Annotated in this window: 16 protein-coding genes; 12 read left to right on the top strand and 4 right to left on the bottom strand. The window is 58.7% G+C overall.

The genetic code is table 11. From position 1 onward, the window contains the following. Positions 1-1,506: 1,506 nt before the first annotated feature. From ACRER8_RS00815 to ACRER8_RS00800, 4 genes are all read left to right on the top strand, one after another. Positions 1,507-2,235, top strand: coding sequence for a hypothetical protein (locus tag ACRER8_RS00815; RefSeq protein ID WP_431744478.1), 729 nt, complete (start codon positions 1,507-1,509; stop codon positions 2,233-2,235). 127 nt (positions 2,236-2,362) lie between these two features. Then, positions 2,363-3,676 carry an SDR family oxidoreductase gene (locus ACRER8_RS00810; protein ID WP_431744477.1) on the top strand — a complete coding sequence of 438 codons (1,314 nt, stop codon included), beginning with the start codon at positions 2,363-2,365 and terminating at the stop codon, positions 3,674-3,676. A gap of 196 nt (positions 3,677-3,872) precedes the next feature. Beyond that, entirely contained in the window at positions 3,873-4,112 is a 240-nt protein-coding gene (locus ACRER8_RS00805) for a hypothetical protein (RefSeq protein WP_431744476.1), read from the top strand. A gap of 111 nt (positions 4,113-4,223) precedes the next feature. Continuing rightward, complete coding sequence (locus tag ACRER8_RS00800) at positions 4,224-5,021, top strand: OBAP family protein (RefSeq protein ID WP_431744475.1); 798 nt, start codon at positions 4,224-4,226, stop codon at positions 5,019-5,021. Between the two features lie 47 nt (positions 5,022-5,068). Here ACRER8_RS00800 and ACRER8_RS00795 read toward each other — a convergent pair whose 3' ends face one another. Then, positions 5,069-5,884 (bottom strand): substrate-binding periplasmic protein, encoded by an 816-nt coding sequence (locus ACRER8_RS00795; RefSeq protein ID WP_431744474.1) that lies wholly within the window; start codon positions 5,882-5,884, stop codon positions 5,069-5,071. Positions 5,885-6,708: 824 nt separating this feature from the next. Then, complete coding sequence (locus tag ACRER8_RS00790; protein ID WP_431744473.1) at positions 6,709-7,623, bottom strand: LysR family transcriptional regulator; 915 nt, start codon at positions 7,621-7,623, stop codon at positions 6,709-6,711. Between the two features lie 159 nt (positions 7,624-7,782). Between ACRER8_RS00790 and ACRER8_RS00785 the strand changes: the two genes are divergently transcribed. From ACRER8_RS00785 to ACRER8_RS00750, 8 genes are all read left to right on the top strand, one after another. Next, a complete protein-coding gene (locus ACRER8_RS00785) occupies positions 7,783-8,793 on the top strand; it encodes a zinc-dependent alcohol dehydrogenase family protein (protein WP_431744472.1) in 1,011 nt (336 codons plus the stop codon). Between the two features lie 285 nt (positions 8,794-9,078). Further along, positions 9,079-10,224 carry a transporter substrate-binding protein gene (locus tag ACRER8_RS00780; RefSeq protein ID WP_431744471.1) on the top strand — a complete coding sequence of 382 codons (1,146 nt, stop codon included), beginning with the start codon at positions 9,079-9,081 and terminating at the stop codon, positions 10,222-10,224. Further along, positions 10,221-10,805: an ANTAR domain-containing response regulator gene (locus ACRER8_RS00775; protein WP_431744470.1), complete on the top strand. Its 585-nt coding sequence runs from the start codon at positions 10,221-10,223 to the stop codon at positions 10,803-10,805. The genes ACRER8_RS00780 and ACRER8_RS00775 overlap by 4 nt, the downstream gene beginning before the upstream one ends. Then, a complete protein-coding gene (locus ACRER8_RS00770) occupies positions 10,802-11,650 on the top strand; it encodes an ABC transporter permease (RefSeq protein WP_431744469.1) in 849 nt (282 codons plus the stop codon). The genes ACRER8_RS00775 and ACRER8_RS00770 overlap by 4 nt, the downstream gene beginning before the upstream one ends. Next, a complete protein-coding gene (locus tag ACRER8_RS00765; RefSeq protein WP_431744468.1) occupies positions 11,650-12,576 on the top strand; it encodes an ABC transporter permease in 927 nt (308 codons plus the stop codon). Before ACRER8_RS00770 ends, ACRER8_RS00765 begins: the two co-directional genes overlap by 1 nt. Positions 12,577-12,602: 26 nt before the next feature. Then, complete coding sequence (locus ACRER8_RS00760) at positions 12,603-14,210, top strand: ABC transporter substrate-binding protein (RefSeq protein WP_431744467.1); 1,608 nt, start codon at positions 12,603-12,605, stop codon at positions 14,208-14,210. Between the two features lie 71 nt (positions 14,211-14,281). Continuing rightward, positions 14,282-15,229: an acetamidase/formamidase family protein gene (locus ACRER8_RS00755; RefSeq protein WP_431744466.1), complete on the top strand. Its 948-nt coding sequence runs from the start codon at positions 14,282-14,284 to the stop codon at positions 15,227-15,229. Next, positions 15,226-16,968, top strand: a complete 1,743-nt coding sequence (locus ACRER8_RS00750) for an ABC transporter ATP-binding protein (RefSeq protein WP_431744465.1) — start codon at positions 15,226-15,228, stop codon at positions 16,966-16,968. Before ACRER8_RS00755 ends, ACRER8_RS00750 begins: the two co-directional genes overlap by 4 nt. A 161-nt stretch (positions 16,969-17,129) precedes the next feature. On the opposite strand, the gene ACRER8_RS00745 is transcribed toward ACRER8_RS00750, so the two are convergent. Then, positions 17,130-17,390, bottom strand: a complete 261-nt coding sequence (locus tag ACRER8_RS00745; RefSeq protein ID WP_431744464.1) for a LysR family transcriptional regulator — start codon at positions 17,388-17,390, stop codon at positions 17,130-17,132. A gap of 16 nt (positions 17,391-17,406) precedes the next feature. Next, entirely contained in the window at positions 17,407-18,396 is a 990-nt protein-coding gene (locus ACRER8_RS00740) for a PDR/VanB family oxidoreductase (protein ID WP_431744463.1), read from the bottom strand. Between the last annotated feature and the right edge of the window lie 8 nt (positions 18,397-18,404).

Here is an 18,404-nt window from a genome sequence, read left to right as displayed (position 1 = left end):
GAACTCCAGACGTTGAACGGATTGGTTCGCGGACTGGCGCCAGCTCAGCCCGAGAAAAGATTCAACATCGTGTTCGGGATCAGTTGACCCACTACGTGGCCTGCCTATTGAGACTCAGCGATAGGAGATTTAAGTTTTTTCAGCTTCGAAAAAAGCCCGGCGCGGAGCCAGGCTTTTATGTGTTGATTTATCCATCAACTACCGGCACCTCCCGCGCCAGAGCCGCCGGAGGAACCGCTTGAACCGCTCCCAGCCGAGCTGTCGGTGCCTGAACTGCCTGAGCCCCCTGAGTCGCCTGTACCATTGGGCATATCTCCACTACCGGCCGCATTGGTTCCTGTACCCGCGTCCGAGCCCGTCTCCCCGCCTTGGCTGGCAGGATCGTTGCTCTGAGTCCGGGAATCGCTACCCGTTTGCGAAGATGAGTGGTTCATGGAAGGGGCGGTTGTTGTACCCGCCGAAGGCGAGGTTGCGCTGGCGAAGGCAGTCATGGAAGCGGCGCAAAAAAAGCTGGCCAGTGCACAGGTAGCAAATAATTTATTCATCGAATGATGCTCCAGATCTGGGTGGCTTACAGTTCTTGGGTCAGCAGGCGTCCGTGATGGTGCAGTAAAGGCGACAAGCGGAGAGCTCTCTGATGCTCGAAACTGGGGTTAATGAATTTCAGTCTCAGAAATTCAGCAAATTCGTTGCGTCTGAAACGAGCGCGAATGCCATGTAATTGGCGTATCAAAAATGGCAATAGCTAACTTCTATAGAACTCAGAAACTATTATTTTATTCATACCCTTTACCAGAGCACCAAGTACTTCGATTCTAGTCAGTCAGGCAGCGCGTTAACTTGAAGAACATATTGGGTACGAATCTTTGATAATTATCATAAATCAAACAGTTATGGAGGCTAATCCTAACTTACGTCTGGCTGTTGGCCGCATTTCCGATAATCAGCGCTTTTCGCTTATTGCATTGAGCCATTAGCCACCGCAGAATCCTGGCAATCGACAACTGTTTCTCCGGATTTGCCAAAAGGAAGGTGTGCAATGATGAGCGTTTTCGCGGTTGTTATTAGCATTTGTACGGGGTCTGAAGGGTGTTTGGAAGAGCGCCAGCCAGCAGCGTATTCCACTCGGGCCGAATGCATGGAAAGTGTTGCTACCATGCCCGTCAGGAAGGGTATGAAGTATCGTTGCTCGTCAGTTCCGGCAGCCGTAGTCAAGGAGCAGCGTCGCGGAACTCTAACTCACATAGTGACAACCTCGACCGAAGCAACCGTCGAACCTTAAGCCGGTATTATCTGGTACTCGGCGACGTCTATGCCTTCGCCAATTGGTGCTTTCCTCCATCGCGTCGTTCATGCGGATGAGACGAAAGGCCGTGTCCAATCAACTTTCAGTGCATATCAATTTAAGGTTTACCAATACACGTTTGTAGGCAAGCATGGGGTGGGGTCGATGATCGTCCCCGGTCTGTTCAGAGGATTTTATGTTCGCTTCTATGGAGCCTGTGTATGCGTAACCTGGATTTCAGTTCTTGGGGGGGCATCCTTTCGACGTTATTGGGACTGATCGTGATCACGGTCATCGGGGTTGGGATTCGCTTGCTCGTCATGCAGACGATTCAGCAGCGGCGCGAGCGTGAAAATCGACAGATAAACGAACGCTTGCGCACCCTTATAGCGGCCTACAAGACGTTGGGCGGCTCTTTTACCGGTAACCTTAAAGTTGATCCTGCTCATTTGCGTGATCTGCGGCTAAGTCAGCAACCCGACCCGGTTGCAGAAGCGCTTGAAGCTGAGATCGATGCTTCCATCGAATTGGAAATTGCCCCACTCACCAATAGCGAATCGCCAGGCGGCGATCGATCACGGCGTATACGAGACGCCGTTGAAGCGGCACTCTCCGACGTTATCCTTCTGGGTACTGAGGAACAGGTGATGCTAGCGGCAAGCGCGGCCTCGGAACTGGTAGCGGGCCGCACTATTCATACAGGGGCGCTTGTCATTTCTCTACGTGACTTTATCCGCGCCGTGCTCGATTTGGAACCGGTACCCGCTCATCTATCGATCCCAAAGCAGGGGCCGACACGCCCTGGCTCCGCGCGAGCAGGAAAAGGAGAAAAGGCAGAAAAGGAAAGTGTTAAACAACGCGCTGGTAAGGGCGGACAGGGGGGCGGCAGCGGCGGGATTGGACCCGAAGCAACCCCTCATGGCGAAAGCAAGGATGATCCACATCGATAACGATCGACATCATTAACAACTTTCCGTCTTCGGTGCCATATAACCCCAGTGGTCGCTTGGTCAGTACGATGGAACATTTCTCGATGACGCTTCCTCTATGGCAAGACCAGCCATTGGAGGCCCCGTCATGATCGACTCTAAAACAGGCATGAAACCAGGCGAGCGCTATTTCGTAGAGCGTTTGGGCGACACACATCCATTTAGCGGTTTTTTCCTCGATGGAAAATATTATCTGGCTCCTGAATTATTGACTGCGGTTGGCTGGCTGGAGGGTCAACAGTTTATTTATGATGATCTCGACATGGCAGGAGAGCCTGTGTTTCCAAACCGCCTTGCCGGCACTATCGAAGATCTCACACTTACGCTGGTGGGCGGCGAATCGCTAACGCTTAGTCGCGATGACGCAAGCCCTTCTGTCGATTTACCTTCCCGTCAAAGTGTGGATGTTGATAAACCTGCGGCATCCGACGCAGGCCCGCTCCGTGGGCGACTCGTCGTGATTACTGGCGCATCGAGTGGCATCGGTCGAGCCGCGGCAAAAGCGTTCGCCCGCAAAGGCACCCGCCTCGTACTGGCAGCCAGGGATGAGGAGGCGCTTTACGAAGTCCGCGATGAGTGCACCGATTGCGGTGCCGATGCCGTCGCGGTGACCACGGACGTGACGATCAGCGAGCAGATCAAAAACCTCGCTGAGCGCGCTGCGGAATTCGGCAATGGTCGTATCGATATCTGGATTAACAATGCGGGTGTAGGCGCCGTTGGAAGTTTTGAGGACACACCACTTCAAGTGCATGAGCAGGTCATCCAAACCGATTTGTTGGGCTACCTGCGTGGCGCCTACGTAGCCCTACCCTATTTCAAGGCCCAGCGAAGCGGGATCCTGATCAACACGTTGTCGTTGGGCAGCTGGGTTGCCCAGCCCTACGCAGTGGCTTATTCGGCAGCCAAGTTTGGCCTGCGGGGCCTGACCGAGGCGCTGAGAGGTGAGCTCACCGAATTCCCTGATATCCACGTCTGCGATATCTACCCCGCTGTAATGGACACGCCAGGCTTTCGGGACGGCGGTAATTACACTGGCCATGCGCTCAAACCTCCATCGCCAATCTATGACCCTCATCTGGTGGCCGAGGCGATGGTGGATTGCGCCATCACGCCACGTACGAGCACAACGGTCGGAGGCGCCGCCCGCGTCGCCCGGCTATCGCACCTCCTCGTGCCCGGCTTTAACCATGTAGTTGGATGGTTTACTCGCTGGGGTATACGTCGCAGTCCGGCGGCAGCCGCGTCTTCCGGAAATCTGTTTGCCCCGCCGGGCGGCACGCGCCGGGTGGAAGGTGGGTGGCGTGAAGAACCCCATAAGGCCTCCGTGCTCCTGGCCCTTACATCGACCTTAGTGATCGGAGGATGTGCGTATGCGCTTTTACGAAACAAACGGAGGTAGCGGCGTCCCATATTAGATGGCGCCGGCGTCTTGCGAGACGCATGGCTGGTTACCCGAAATGCCATCGGGCTTGTTTGACTCCGGCCGTTGGTTATCTGGCACCTCGGCCAGCTACCGTCAGTCTTGCTCCTGGAACAACTCTGAGTGAGGCGATTCCTATGGACACGTACCGGCAGAATGCTGGTTAGGAGGACTTATGATCGATACACGGCTTCAAGGTGGCGCTGGCAGTGGTGACCGAACTCCGGAATCCACCGATCCTCTATCTCCAGGTCGCACTGATCTGAACCCAAGTGACAGTCCCGGTGTGGACGAGCTTCCAGACAATGAGGGGCAGATTCCGCTGGAGACGAATGACGAGGCGCCTCTGCAAGAAGAGATGCCCGATGTAGATGTCGACAATGCCGAGCTTGATGACAGCCCAAACCCCCGCTAATTAAGGTGAAAGGTTGCGGCCCTGAATGGGGCCGCAACTGTCGGACTTAGCTACAGACGAGAAGCGGCAACACGTTTCGGTCAGTTCTACAACAGCAAAGGATCCGCTGTAATGCCTCATCATTTTTTAAACCGGGTAACACTTTCCGCTATGTGCGGGATGCTATGTGCATGCGCGGGCACCACCGAGTCACCCGTAAACGCCCCCGGTAAGCCAGAATCGGCAGGCACGAAAATTCTTGAAGCGGGCGCAGCGACTCTTCAAGCGAAACCGCCGCTGGATGCACTTAATGCCTACCTGGATGGCTTTCATTTCTACAATGGTCATCCACGGGCGCAGATGGAAGCGCACCACTATTGTTCCATCCTTAATGACGATGTCATCCAGTGTGTGATCTTTGACGGCAATACTAAAAGCGCCAAGATCATGGGTGTCGAGTACATCATCGACGAGCGATTATTCTCTTCTCTACCTGACACCGAGAAAGCAATGTGGCACAGCCACGGCTATGAGGTGTCATCCGGGCAACTGGTTGCGCCCGGAATTCCCGCGCCTGCCGAACACGCACTAATGGAGCGCTTGGCACATACCTATGGGAAGACTTGGCATACCTGGCATACCGATCAGGACAAGCGGCTCCCGCTTGGCGTGCCGCAACTCATGATGGGTTTCACCGCAGACGGTCAGTCGGACCCAGCGATGTTGGAGCAACGCAACCAACGGCTAGACCTCGATGCCGCTGCTATCAAAGCACAACGGGCAGACATCCTAACTCCCGCACCCGATCCCAAAGCGAATGGCTGGCAATACGGAAACATCATCCAGATCAAAAATCCAACCGGCCAGCAGGTGCATTCTCATCCGGGCGTCCCCACCGCTCCAGGGCAGAACAGCCGCTCCAGCGAGTGATTCGTATCGGATGAGCCACTTTTATCTCTCTGGCATCGGCCCGTATCTCACGGATTTAACCCATCCCGCTGCTGTGAATTCCAAAGCTCCAAATTAGACTTTACAAGGGCTTGAGGCAGGGGACTTGATACTATTTTCTTCATCTCATCGGTTATTTGATCTCGTAATGACTGATGGATGCATAGAGAATTGGGTGAAAGCGCCAGATATAGTCCCTCGCTACTGATCGGCGGTTCAAGTGCCTCGACTGCGGCCTCGACCCCTAATTTTTTAGTTAACGCCATCCCTGGAAATTGCTCGAATATCACAAAGTCATTGCGTTTGAGTGTGAGCTTTTGGAACGCCTGGCTGGCCGTAGGCACAGCCTCAAGCGACAGGTTCGCCTTAGCGTAATCGTCAAATGCCTGACCGTAGCTGTTGCCGACCAAAGTTCCGCCATTGCGTCCGATCAAATCGGACCATTCGCGATACTGGAATGTTTCGCTTTTCCTTACCCAAATCATGCTTGACGTAAAAAGAAACGGTGGCTTCACAAAATTCAAAGTCCGCTCACGATCTGTAGTAAGAAAATATCCGGCTAGCATATCAATCCGACCCGATCTCACCTGCTCCTGCGCTCGTGACCATGGCCCTGCGTAAATGACTTCGATTTGTAACCCCAGAAGCGTGCCTAAATGTTTGATCAAGTCGGCATTGGCACCAATGAGTCGATTGGGATTGTGCGGGTCTCGCCACAAATAGGGAGGGTATTCGGCATTGCCGGTTGCCGTAAGGTGAACACATGCATTCTCACTCAGCGCTACGCTGGGGATCACCAGGAGAGCTGTTATAGACATAAATCTGCACAAACGACGGCCGCTCATAGTGAACCTCTGATTGAAACCCCGCGCGGACAGTATGCCCATAGCAGTCAGACACAACCCGGTGAAGGAAGTTGGGTCAGATAGGACCGCCAGTAATCCCCATTGCGGCCGGCACACATGCCGATCCTGCAGACCTTCAGGGGTCTGTCCACGGTTTAAAGCTGCGGACTCCATCGTTCGTCAAATCAACAGCGGCACAATATCAAAGCGGCCCTTCCCGCCTTACTCGAAGAGGTGTTCGGCTTCAGCTGGCCATTTTTTTTCATAATGGCGTCATAGGTGCCGTCACCTCGGACCTTCTGAAGCGCCACCTCGTATTGGGTCACGATTGTGTCGGAAGTGCCGAGGCTGAACGCCATATAAAGACGTTCCCTACTCTACAATTCAGCAGCGCCAGCGAACGGACCATGGACTCGCTGCCAAAGTCTTTCTAAGCTCTGCCAAGGCTCTGTCGCTTCCCCCCGCGACTCATTTCGTGCTCGGTCGTGACACTCAACTTGCTTAAGGAGTTATGCATGGATACGGAATCCTGTGACGCAAGTGGCAAAACCCCCACGCCTCTTGTGGCACCTACTTATAGTTAGTTAGGTATCTCATGAGCATCTGGGTGCATCACGAAGTCGGAGAGGCTCCGTCTATCGGACAACATCTACATTTCAGGCTGGCGGTCGAGAAGTGGTGAGGACCGCATCAGCTCAAGGCCTTGCCCTAGAGTTGATTGACGGTGCACGATTTTTAGACCAAGTGCTGCACGAAACATCGGTCGCTGTTTGAGATTCCTTTTACCTTGTAGACACTTGCCAAAATACCTTCCAAGGCACGTTCTAACTCTCCAGCCAGCGTCCATAGAGTTTAGGGAATTCCTCGCTCACCCAATCAACAAAGACCTCGACCTGCGGCGCCAGATGCGAGCGGCTGGGATACAGCACTGACACGGGTCTCGGAGGCGGACGATAGGCGCGCAGCACCTCAACCAACGTTCCATCCGCCAGAAAACGATCCAGCGTTATGCCGGGGGCCTGGAGAATGCCGAAGCCCGCAACGCCACACTCGACATAGGCGTTGGACTCGTTGACGGTGATGCCTTGGCGACTGACGTGAGATTGCTCGCGACCGCCTTCCATAAATCGCCAGGCCCGCGGGCGCTGATTCTGGCCTGAGAGAAAGGTCACGCCACTGTGCGCACTTAGATCCTCCAGGCTCTTGGGTTCGCCATGTTCCTCCAGGTATCGCGGCGCAGCGCAGGTGACCATGGTCGCCATACCGATGCGACGGGCTATGAGGCTTGAACTGGGTAACTCGCCGATGCGCAGCGCGCAGTCCACACCCTCGGCGACCAGATCGACGGTTCGATCGGTCACCCCCAGCGCCAGTTCTATTGCAGGGAAGAGTTTGGTAAACGCTCGCAAGCTTTCGATAAGCCCAGGCTGCGAAAAGGCGGTAGGGATGTCGACCCGTAATCGACCACGCAAGCTTGAACGTGGCGACGCGAACATCGCCGTGGCATTCGCTACCTCACCGAGAATCGTTTTGACGCGCTCGTAGAATTGCTCTCCTTCCGAGGTGAGTCTCACCGAACGGGTGGTGCGCTGAAACAAACGTACGCCAAGCGAGGTTTCCAACTCCTGTATCGCACGGGTTACCTGCGGGCGACCGATCTGCATCGCGTCCGCCACGCGGGTGAAGCTGCCCAGTTCGGCCAATCTGGCGAACACCTGCATAGACTGGAGTAGTTCCATCGCGCCTTCTCACTTGTGCTTTTTGTTGCTGCTTAAGTGCAAGCGCCTACTCTGATTGTTGCCTTCAAAAATAACAATGCTGTGCCGGCCTGGGCATTTATCGACGAGCCGCGCTTGGGAAGAATGTCACCAGTAACTAATCCAACTGGAGATAGACACATGAAAGCCTGGCTTCTGCACGATTTCGGTCTCGATAACCTGGCCCTTGGCCAAACAGCTACGCCGGAACCCAAGGCTGGCGAACTGCTGGTAAAGATCGGCGCGGTTTCCCTGAATTTTCGCGACAAAGCCATCGTCGATGGTTTCTACGAACCCGATCTGGTGCCCAAACCATTGATCCCGGTCAGCGATGCCTCGGGCACGGTCGTCGCCGTGGGTGAAGGCGTAAGCCGATTCCAGGTCGGTGACCGTGTGAACTCGCACCTCTACTCGCGTTGGATAGAGGGTGAGCCAGCGCCGGACGAGCCTGCCTACTGCTTCGGCATGCCGCTGCCAGGCGGCCTGGCCGAGTACATGATCATTCACGAAGAAAGTGCTGTGCGTGCGCCAGCCAATATGTCCGACGAAGAAGCCGCCACATTGCCGATTGCGGCGCTGACCGCGTGGTACTCACTGGTCGACTACGGCCAAATCCAACCGGGCCAAACCGTTCTCGTGCAGGGTACAGGCGGTGTCTCGATTTTCGCCGTGCAGCTGGCCACCGCGCTTGGCGCCAAGGTGATCGTCACCTCCAGCAACGACGCCAATCTTGAGGCGGTGAAAAAGCTCGGCGCAGTGGCGGGCATCAACTATCGGACCTCGCCGCGCTGGGAAGAGGAAGTTCTGAAACTCACCGATGGCAAAGGCGTAGACCTGCTTCTGGATGTGGCCGGTGGCGAAGGCTTGAACCAGTCCATCCTCGCAACCAAGGCCGCCGGCAAGATCGCACAAATCGGCTTTCTGACCGGGCAGACCACCACGCTTAGCCTGATGCCGTTGATCTTCCGTCAGACCACCATTCGTGGCATCGCGGTAGCGCCTCGCTCGGCGTTTGATCGTATGAACGAATTCCTGAACAAACACGAGATCCGCCCGGTGATTGATCAGACCTATTCGTTCGAAGACGCCCGCAAGGCGTTCGAGCATTTGGCCCGAGGCGCCTTCGGCAAAGTGGTTATCAAGGTTTCCTGACTCAAGCGCGTCGTGACGTTGTCACTGTTACCTGCCCTGCTCCGCTTTGGGGCCCGGCGGGAAGATCCGCCCCAACGCAGCGCACTTAAAACCTGACACGCACCTGAACACCGCGACCCGGAGCAGGTTTTACAGTTGGCACGCTTATTTCATGAGTATTGCCATAATGGCAAGCCGGAGCCTGCTCCTTAAGTCTCGCCCACACATGCGCCCTCGAGTGCGCCAGGTATCGAAGCCTGATCAACCTTTTGCCGGGTCGATCAGGTTTTTTTTTGGATGAAATTCATGCTCGATGCACGCCCTGCCGTCTCCGTCGGCTTCTTACTCTCCACCGAAGGCACCTATCGGCGCATGGGCGCCAGCGCACTGCATGGGCTGCAGGATGCGCTGGCCGAGATTAACGCCGATGAGCGCTGCGGTTTCCGCCTCGAGGCGATCTGCGTCGACCCCAAGGGCGACCCGGCGGCCTATAGTAGCGGTATCGTGCAGTTGCTCGGTGCCGGAGTCAGGCACATCTTCGGCACCACGCTTTCGGCGAGCCGCAAAGAGATCATTCCAGACCTGGAGCAGCACGGCGCGTTGCTCTGGTATTCCAGCCCCTACGAAGGCTACGAGAGCAGTGAGAGCGTGCTGTATCTCGGTGGCTGCCCCAATCAGACGCTGCTGCCTTTGCTGCACTACGCCCTGAATCACTTCGGACGGCGGGCCTTCCTGCTCGGCTCCAACTATGTGTGGGGCTGGGAGAGCAACCGCATAGCGCGGGAGATGCTCGAAGCGAACGGGGCCGATGTCCTGAGCGAAAAATACTGCCATTTGGGCGCGACCGGCTTCGAAGTGCTGATCGAAACCCTCATGCAGGAACGACCGTCGTTCGTGCTCAACAATCTGGTGGGCGAGTCGTCCTACGCCTTCCTCCAACAACTGGACCGCGCCTGCGCCGCGCACGGCCTGCATCTGCCGGTGCTCAGTTGCAACCTGACCGAAGCCGAACTCGACGCCGTAGGGCCGATGCATGCGTTGCGCCTGTTGTCGTGCGGGCCGTTCTTCGAGGCCCTGAATCCAGTTTTCTGCCAACAGCAGCAGCGCCATGGCCCACGCATATGCTCGCATTACTACACCAGCGCCTACTCGGCGTTGTGGCTGTTCGCCGAGGCTTTGCGGGCCTGCGGGGATTGCTCGCCGACAGCCGTCTGCGAGCACCTGTTCAGCCATCCGGTAGACAGCATCCTCGGCTCGCTGAGCCTGTCAACGCGCAATCACCACAGCGCCCTGCCCAGCCATATCGCCGAGCTGCGCGAGGGGCGCTTCCACATTCTGCATTCGGCCCCTGCGCCGCTGGCGGCCGACCCTTATCTGACCGTTACGGATCTACGCGCCAGCGTGGTCGACCGACACGCCCCCGCAGCGCCACGCTTGAGGATCGTCAAATGAAAGCACGAGCATTTCCGGCCCTGGATCAAGGCTGCCTGCTGTTGATCGACTGCGACGAGCGTAGCCAGGCCAACCTCGGTAAAAGCCTGCAGCGTCTGGGAATCCAGGCGCAGGCACTGCATCGCGACGCGCCGTGTGACACCCGCAGTTGCTTCGCGGCCATCATCGAGATCGAACATTTTGCCAGCCCCGTGACCGTGCAGGCGCTCAACGCTGCGGGCATTCCCATCGTCGCGCTCACTGCCCACGAAACGCTGTCGCAAATCCAGCGCGCTCTGGAACTTGGCGCCACCGCTTTGCTCAACAAACCCATCAGTCAGGGCTCAGTGTACACCACGCTGATGATGGCGGTCGGGCTGCGTGACCGACAGCGGGCCGATGCCGAACAGCTTGCCGCGTTGCAGCAGCGCCTGGCCCTGCGCCCCTTGCTGGGACAGGCACTTGCGCGGCTGATGGTGACGCAGCGCATTGATGAGGCGAGCGCCTACGAGCGCCTGCGCAGCCTGTCGATGCAACTCAACCGTCCCGTCGAAGCGCTGTGCGTCGATATTCTTGCGACGCGGGACGAGGGCCGCGCATGAGCACGCTCAAGGCGCTGTTACGCCGACCGGCCGTGGCGCTTGCGCTGCTATTCATCATTGCCGTGGTGGCACTGGCGGCGCTGGCGCCCTGGCTCAGTCCGTTCGACCCCGATGAACAGTTCGTCGAAGGCCTGTCGATGGAAGGCGCACCCCTGGCCCCCGCCGGCCCTTACTGGATGGGCACTGACCTGCTCGGCCGCGACCTGCTCTCGCGGCTGATCTTCGGCGCGCGTACCTCGTTGTTCATCGGAGTGCTGGCCAACGGTCTGGCGATCCTGATCGGCACCCTGGTGGGGCTCACCGCAGGCTTCGTACGCGGCTGGACCGGCAGCGTGCTGATGCGCCTGACCGACCTGATGATGGCTTTCCCCGCTCTGCTGCTGGCGATTGCGCTCTCGGCGATCTTCCAGCCCAGCGTATGGATCGTCGCGATGGTCATCGCCATGGTCAACTGGGTGCAGATCGCCCGCGTCATCCATGCCGAAACCGTCGCGCTCAGCGCCCGGGATTTCGTCGCCGTCGAGCGTACGCTGGGTGCCAGTTCACTGCGCATCCTGTTCTCGCATCTGCTGCCGCACCTGCTGCCGACGATTCTGGTGTGGGCGACGCTGGGCATTTCCACCACCGTGCTGCTGGAGGCCACCCTGTCGTATCTGGGCGTGGGCGTGCAGCCCCCCACGCCGAGCTGGGGCAACATCATTTTCGAAAGCCAGACGTACTTCACTTCCGCGCCGTGGCTGGTGTTCATTCCGGGTGCGGCGATCATCCTGCTGTCCCTGGCGTTCAACCTGGTCGGCGACGCCCTGCGCGACGAACTCGACCCCACACTCAAGGGGCGCCGCTGATGCTGCCGTTCATTTGCCGCCGTGTCGGCTACGCCCTGCTGATACTGCTCGGGGTGACGTTCATCACCTACCTGTTGCTGTTCCTGCTGCCGGCCGACCCTGCCCGACAGATCGCCGGACGTAGCGCATCCCCTGAAGTGGTGGCGGCGATCCGTGCGCAACTGGGGCTGGATCAGCCGTTCTACCAACAATACGTCGGTTATCTGGGCCATCTGCTTCAGGGCGATCTGGGCCGTTCCTACATTCAGCGCACCAACGTGAGCGAATTGATCGGCGCACGCCTGCAGCCCTCTCTGGAGCTGATGGCGGCCGGTATCGGTTTCGAGCTGTTGATCGGCATCAGCCTGGGCATGCTGGCCGCACTCAAGCGCGACAGTTTCGCTGACAAATTGCTGATGGCGTTTTCCTTCGTTGGCGTGTCGGCACCGCAATTCATCGCCGCCATGTTGTTCCTGTATTTCTTCGCGGTGCAATTGGGCTGGTTCCCGCTGGGCGGCTATGGCGGTGCGAGTCATCTGATGCTGCCGGCGCTGACCCTGGGCCTGCTCGGCAGCGGTTGGTATTCGCGCATGGTGCGCTCCTCGATGATCGAAGTGCTGCATCAGGATTTCATCCGCACCGCCCGGGCCAAGGGTCTGAGCCGCGCCCGGGTGATCTTTGTGCACGTGCTGCCCAACGCCATCGTTCCGGTGATCCCCATGATCGGCATCGACATCGGCGTGTTCATGGGCGGGCTGGTGGTGGTCGAGTCGGTCTTCGGCTGGCCTGGCATCGGTCAACTGGCCTGGCAGTCCATCCAGCAAGTCGACATTCCGGTGATCGTCGGCGTAACCACGCTCTCGGCGGTGGCCATCGTTCTGGGCAACCTGCTGGCGGATCTGGTGATACCGCTCGTGGACCCGCGCATCGACATCAAGCAGCACTGAATTCATCAACATAACGGGGTACAAGAATGAAGATCAAAGCGCTGACCCTGGCCGTGGCGGCCACGCTGTTCACTACGCCGCTGTGGGCCGAGACGCCCAAGAGCGGCGGCAATGTGGTGGTGACCTACCAGAACGATGTCGCGACGCTGGACCCGGCGATCGGCTACGACTGGCAGAACTGGTCGATGATCAAGAGCCTGTTCGCTCGGCTGATGGACTACAAGCCAGGCACCACCGAACTGGTCAAAAGCCTGGCCCAGGACTACAGCGTGTCGGCGGACGGCACGGTCTACAGCTTCACGCTGGTCAAAGGGGTGAAGTTTCAGAACGGTCGGGAATTGGTGGCGGAGGACGTCAAGTACTCGCTGGAGCGCACCGTCAATCCCAAGACGCAGAGCCCCGGCGCCGGGTTCTTCAGTTCGATCGTCGGCTATGACGACATGACCGCGGGCAAGTCGCAGACCCTGAGCGGGATCAAGGTCATCGACGATCAGCACCTGACGATCACCCTCAGCGCGCCGAATGCCACCTTCCTGCACATCATGGCGATCAACTTCGCCTCGGTCGTGCCCAAAGAAGCAGTGGAGCAATGGGGCGCCGACTTCGGCAAACACCCGATGGGCAGCGGCGCGTTCAGCCTGGCCGAATGGAAGCTGGGGCAAAAACTCGAGCTGGTGAAAAACCCAAACTACTTTCAGAAGGGCCTGCCCTACGTCGACAAAATCACCTTCGAAATCGGCCAGGACCCGACCGTTGCGCTGCTGCGGCTGAACAAAGGGGAAGTCGACATCGCCGGCGACGGTGTACCGCCCGCGCAGTTTCTGCAGTTCAAGAACGACCCGGCATCCAAACAGTTGCTGGTCACCGGCAACCAGCTGCAGACCGGCTACGTGACGTTGAAAACCACCCTGCCCCCGTTCGACAACCTCAAGGTCCGGCAGGCCATCAACATGGCCATCAGCAAAGAGCGCATCGTGCGCATCATCAATGGCCGCGCCGTGCCCGCCAATCAGCCCCTGCCACCGGCGATGCCAGGCTATGACACGCAATACAAAGGTCTGCCGTACGATGTCGAAGGGGCTAAAAAGCTGCTCGCCGATGCAGGTCTGGCCAAGGGTTTCGACACCGAACTGTACGTGATGAACACCGATCCTCAGCCGCGCATCGCCCAGTCGATCCAGCAGGACCTGGCCAAGGTCGGCGTGCGCGTGCAGATCAAATCGCTGGCCCAGGCCAACGTGATCGCCGCTGGCAGCTCCAAGGATCAGGCGCCGATGGTGTGGTCCGGTGGGATGGCGTGGATCGCCGACTTCCCGGATCCGTCGAACTTCTACGGGCCGATTCTTGGTTGTACCGGTGCAGTGGAAGGCGGCTGGAACTGGGCGCTGTACTGCAACAAGGCGCTGGATGAACGTGCCGCCAAGGCCGATGCAATGGCCGCGCCGGAGCAACAGGCGGCGCGTACCGAAGCCTGGAAGAAGATCTTCACCGATGCCATGGCCGATGCGCCGTGGGTGCCAATCTTCAACGAGCAACGCTTCACCGTGCGTTCCAAGCGCATGGGTGGCGACGATGCGCTGTACGTCGACCCGGTTCATGTGCCGGTCAACTATGACTACATCTGGGTGAAGTAACACGCCCTGACCTGTGTCGCGTAACCGTCGCGACACCGGCCATCGATCCCATTGCAACGAGGAATTCGCCCATGTGCCAGAACTGCCTGGTCAAGACGATTCACAGCGTCAACAGTCACTTCGGCTGGGACCACAGCTTCACCCCTGCCGAGCGTGTTGCGCCCGGCACCACCCTGCAGATGAACTGCCGGGATTCGTCCAACGGCTACTTCACTGCACAGTCGCAGGTGGCCGACGTCAGCGTGATGCCCTTCGACCAGATCAACCCCGTGACCGGGCCGATCTACATCGAGGGCGCCGAGCCTGGCGATGTGCTCAAAATCACCCTGGACAGCTTCACGCCGGGCGGCTTCGGCTGGACCGCGAACATCCCCGGCTTCGGCCTGCTGGCCGATCAGTTCCAGGCCCCTGCCCTGGCGCTGTGGCATTACGATACGCAGTCGCTCGCGCCCGCCGCCTTCGGTGACTTCGCCAAAGTGCCGCTCAAGCCGTTTGCCGGCACCATTGGCGTGGCGCCCGCCGAAGCCGGGCTGCATTCGATCGTGCCGCCACGGCGAGTGGGCGGTAACCTCGATATTCGCGACCTGGCCGCAGGCAGCGTGTTGTACCTGCCGGTGGAAGTCGCAGGCGCGCTGTTTTCCATCGGCGACACCCACGCCGCACAAGGCGATGGCGAGGTCTGTGGCACCGCGATAGAGAGCGCCATGGACGTGGTGGTCAAGCTTGACCTGATCAAGCAGACGCCGCTGGCTACGCCGCGCTTCAGCACCCCTGGGCCGGTCACCCGTCATCTGGACAGCGCCGGCTACGAAGCCTTTACGGGCATCGGTCCGGACCTGATGCAGGCCGCGCGCCAGGCCGTTGCCAACACCATCGATTGGTTGTGCCGCGAGCACGGCATGCCCGCCGAGCAGGCTTACATGCTGTGCTCGGTGTGCGGCGATCTGCGTATCAGCGAGATCGTCGACCTGCCGAACTGGGTCGTGTCGTTCTACTTTCCCAAGGTGGTGTTCCAGTGACGAAAAACGATCAGCCCAGCCTGTCGGTGGAACGGCTGAGCATTGATGTCGGCGGTGGTGCCTCGCGCCGTCGAGTGGTCGATGAGCTGAGCTTCGCGCTGCATCCGGGCCGAACCCTGTGCATTGCAGGCGAATCGGGCAGCGGCAAATCGCTGTCGTCGCTGGCCATCATGGGTCTGCTGCCCAAGGCTGCCAGTGTCCCGAGTGGCGTCATTCTGTTCGATGGTCGCGACCTGCTGAGTCAGCCCGAACGTGAATTGCAACGTCTGCGCGGCAAGCGTATTGGCATGATCTTTCAGGAGCCGATGACCTCCCTCAACCCGCTGCTGACCGTGGGCCAGCAATTGGCCGAAACGCTGCGCCGCCACGAGGCCTTGAGCCGCGATGAAGTACGTCAGCGCTGCCGGGCCATGCTCGACGCCGTGCGCATGCCCCAGGTCGACAAGCGCCTGACGCAGTATCCCCATGAGTTGTCCGGCGGCATGCGCCAGCGGGTGATGATCGCGATGGCCATGCTGTGCCAGCCGCAGGTGCTGATCGCCGATGAACCGACCACCGCACTGGACGTGACCATTCAGGCGCAAATTCTGGAACTGATGCGCGAGTTGCAGCAGCAGTTCGCGACCAGCCTGTTACTGATCACCCACGACATGGGCGTGGTCGCCGAAATGGCGGACGAGGTGGTGGTGATGAATCAGGGCCGCATGGAAGAGCGCGGCAGTCTGCATCAAGTGTTCACCAACGCCCAGGCACCCTACACCCGCAAACTATTGGCCGCCGTGCCCGTCCTCGGTACTGCCCCGCCCCCGGCGGTAATGAATGAGCAACCGGTGGTGCTGACGGTGCAGGACTTGAGCGTGCGGTTTGCCTTGCGCCACGGCTGGTTCGAAACCCCGCGCACGGTGCATGCGGTGGAAGGCGTGAGCTTCGAGTTGCGTGAGGGCGAAACGCTGGGACTGGTGGGCGAAAGCGGTTGCGGGAAATCAACCACCGGCAAGGCGTTGATGAACATGCTGAGTTATCAAGGCAGCGTCAAGCTGCTGGGCCAAGAACTCAACGGGCTGCAGGGCGATGCGCTGCAACGAGTGCGACGTGACGTGCAGATGGTGTTTCAGGACCCCTACGCTGCGCTTAACCCGCGCAAGACCATCTTCGATCTGGTGGGCGAGCCGCTACTGATCCACGATCGCATGGCCGAGTCCGAGCGCCGCGAGCGTGTCGCGCAACTGTTGCAACAGGTGGACTTGCCGCGCGAGGCCATGGAGCGCTATCCCCATCAGTTTTCCGGTGGTCAGCGCCAACGAATCTGCATTGCCCGCGCGCTGGCGCTCAATCCAAAAGTCATCATTGCCGATGAGTCAGTGTCGGCGCTGGATGTTTCGGTCCAGGCCCAGGTGCTGGACCTGCTGGAGCGACTGCGCGCCGAGCATGGGTTGAGTTACCTGTTCATCTCCCACGACATGGCCGTAGTGGAACGCATCTGCCACCGGGTGGCGGTGATGTACGGTGGCCGCATCGTCGAGATCGGTGCGCGTGACCAGGTGCTGCACAATCCGCAGCACCCTTACACCCGGCGCCTGCTCGCCGCCGTGCCCGTGCCTCAAGTCGATCGGCGCCGCGACTTCAAAAGTCTGCTTAAGGAGCTGGAGCGTCCCGACCCGATCAAGCAGGCCGGTTTCGTGGCACCTGCCCAGCGGTTTGCCGCAGTGGCGACCGACCACTGGGTGGCGTTGGAGTGAGTTTCTGCAACGTCGACTGCGGTGGAGATAACCGGCGATATAGATCTTGAGCATGACGACCGGGTTCACTGCTGCATCCAACACGCCGCAGGTAAAAAAACCCCGGCCAGTTTATCGGCCGGGGCAAAACTTACCTGGCAACGGTAAGACGGTAAGACGCTTCATTTATAACGTCGTAATAACGTTTGAGCGTTGATCAATGACTGGACGATTTCACGCGCGATCGGCAGCAGTCGCTGGCCTGCGACAGTAAGGCCTGCCGGGTCGGACTTGCGAGTGAAGAGGTCAACGCCAAAATCCTTCTCCAGAGCGATCAGATGCTTGCTGACAGCAGGCTGACCAATCCCCAGTTTCCTGGCAGCGGCTGACACTGAGCCCGTGTCGGCCGTCGCGAGAAAGCTTTCAAGTCTTCTCAGATTCATGAGTTTCCACCTGACCTTACAGGTCGAGCACCAGAAACTTTGACTTAGCTCGCGACACGCAGGTAGTGAGGTACTGACCTTTCTCGGCGTCGTCAAGAATGTAGTCCTGATGGTCAACCTCGCCTTCCAGATACCGCACCTTGCAAGTACCGCACAGGCCAGACTGGCACGAGGTCTCTACCGGGTATCCGGCGTCCTGAAGCACTTGCGCCAGGCTCTCTTCAGGCTTCACCAGGATCTCTTCGCCGCTGCTGGCGATTTTGGCGACGAACCCCTCAGCCAGATCCGGACTAGAAGTCGAAGGCGCAGCAGGTTTGACCGGCGCCTTGAAGTGTTCGAAGTGAACGGTTCCGCTCGGCCAATGCGCGGCGGCGTTTTTGCAGGCCTCCATGAATCCGCCCGGGCCACAGTAGTAGACATGGCAGCCGTCAGGAGCGTCTTTCAGAAAGGTTTTGATATCGAAGCTCTGGGATGGATCGCCACCATCGAAATGCAAGTGCACCCTCCCTTGCTTGATCAGAGCCTGCATTTCTTCGGAAAACGCGGCGAATTCCGGGCCCTTGCAGCAGTAGTGAAGCTCATATTCGGCGCCCTGTTCCTGCAACGCGTGCATCATCGATTTCATTGGAGTTACGCCAATGCCACCGGCCAGCAAGATCGACTTGTCGGCTCCAGGATGAAGCTCAAAATTGTTTCGTGGGACACTCACGCGCACCCGCTCCCCAACATGCAGTTGATGCATGGCAGCAGAGCCGCCACTGCCATTGGGATCGCGCAACACACCAATGACGTAACGATGCTGTTCCCGAGGGGAATTACTCAGGGAGTATTGCCGCACCAAGCCGTTGGGGAGATGGATGTCGATGTGTGAACCGGCAGTGAATGGCGGCAATTCCAGGCCCTTCGGATCAACCAACTCGTAAGAGTTAATGCCTTTAGCCTCTAGCGTCACACGGCGTAGGACCAGTTCCAGAGTGGTGACAGCAGGCTGTTGTAGAGATGTCATCGTTCATA

The organism is Pseudomonas sp., assembly GCF_050739935.1.
Taxonomy (GTDB): Bacteria; Pseudomonadota; Gammaproteobacteria; order Pseudomonadales; family Pseudomonadaceae; genus Aquipseudomonas.
Note: the sequence above shows the minus strand (reverse complement) of the source record. Positions and strands in the feature narration are given on the sequence as shown.

Bases quoted from the DNA above. Each gene is read 5' to 3' on its own strand.
- ACRER8_RS00815 (WP_431744478.1), top strand. From the start codon at position 1,507: ATGCGTAACCTGGATTTCAGTTCTTGGGGGGGCATCCTTTCGACGTTA.
- ACRER8_RS00810 (WP_431744477.1), top strand. From the start codon at position 2,363: ATGATCGACTCTAAAACAGGCATGAAACCAGGCGAGCGCTATTTCGTA.
- ACRER8_RS00805 (WP_431744476.1), top strand. From the start codon at position 3,873: ATGATCGATACACGGCTTCAAGGTGGCGCTGGCAGTGGTGACCGAACT.
- ACRER8_RS00800 (WP_431744475.1), top strand. From the start codon at position 4,224: ATGCCTCATCATTTTTTAAACCGGGTAACACTTTCCGCTATGTGCGGG.
- ACRER8_RS00795 (WP_431744474.1), bottom strand. From the start codon at position 5,884: ATGAGCGGCCGTCGTTTGTGCAGATTTATGTCTATAACAGCTCTCCTG.
- ACRER8_RS00790 (WP_431744473.1), bottom strand. From the start codon at position 7,623: ATGGAACTACTCCAGTCTATGCAGGTGTTCGCCAGATTGGCCGAACTG.
- ACRER8_RS00785 (WP_431744472.1), top strand. From the start codon at position 7,783: ATGAAAGCCTGGCTTCTGCACGATTTCGGTCTCGATAACCTGGCCCTT.
- ACRER8_RS00780 (WP_431744471.1), top strand. From the start codon at position 9,079: ATGCTCGATGCACGCCCTGCCGTCTCCGTCGGCTTCTTACTCTCCACC.
- ACRER8_RS00775 (WP_431744470.1), top strand. From the start codon at position 10,221: ATGAAAGCACGAGCATTTCCGGCCCTGGATCAAGGCTGCCTGCTGTTG.
- ACRER8_RS00770 (WP_431744469.1), top strand. From the start codon at position 10,802: ATGAGCACGCTCAAGGCGCTGTTACGCCGACCGGCCGTGGCGCTTGCG.
- ACRER8_RS00765 (WP_431744468.1), top strand. From the start codon at position 11,650: ATGCTGCCGTTCATTTGCCGCCGTGTCGGCTACGCCCTGCTGATACTG.
- ACRER8_RS00760 (WP_431744467.1), top strand. From the start codon at position 12,603: ATGAAGATCAAAGCGCTGACCCTGGCCGTGGCGGCCACGCTGTTCACT.
- ACRER8_RS00755 (WP_431744466.1), top strand. From the start codon at position 14,282: ATGTGCCAGAACTGCCTGGTCAAGACGATTCACAGCGTCAACAGTCAC.
- ACRER8_RS00745 (WP_431744464.1), bottom strand. From the start codon at position 17,390: ATGAATCTGAGAAGACTTGAAAGCTTTCTCGCGACGGCCGACACGGGC.
- ACRER8_RS00740 (WP_431744463.1), bottom strand. From the start codon at position 18,396: ATGACATCTCTACAACAGCCTGCTGTCACCACTCTGGAACTGGTCCTA.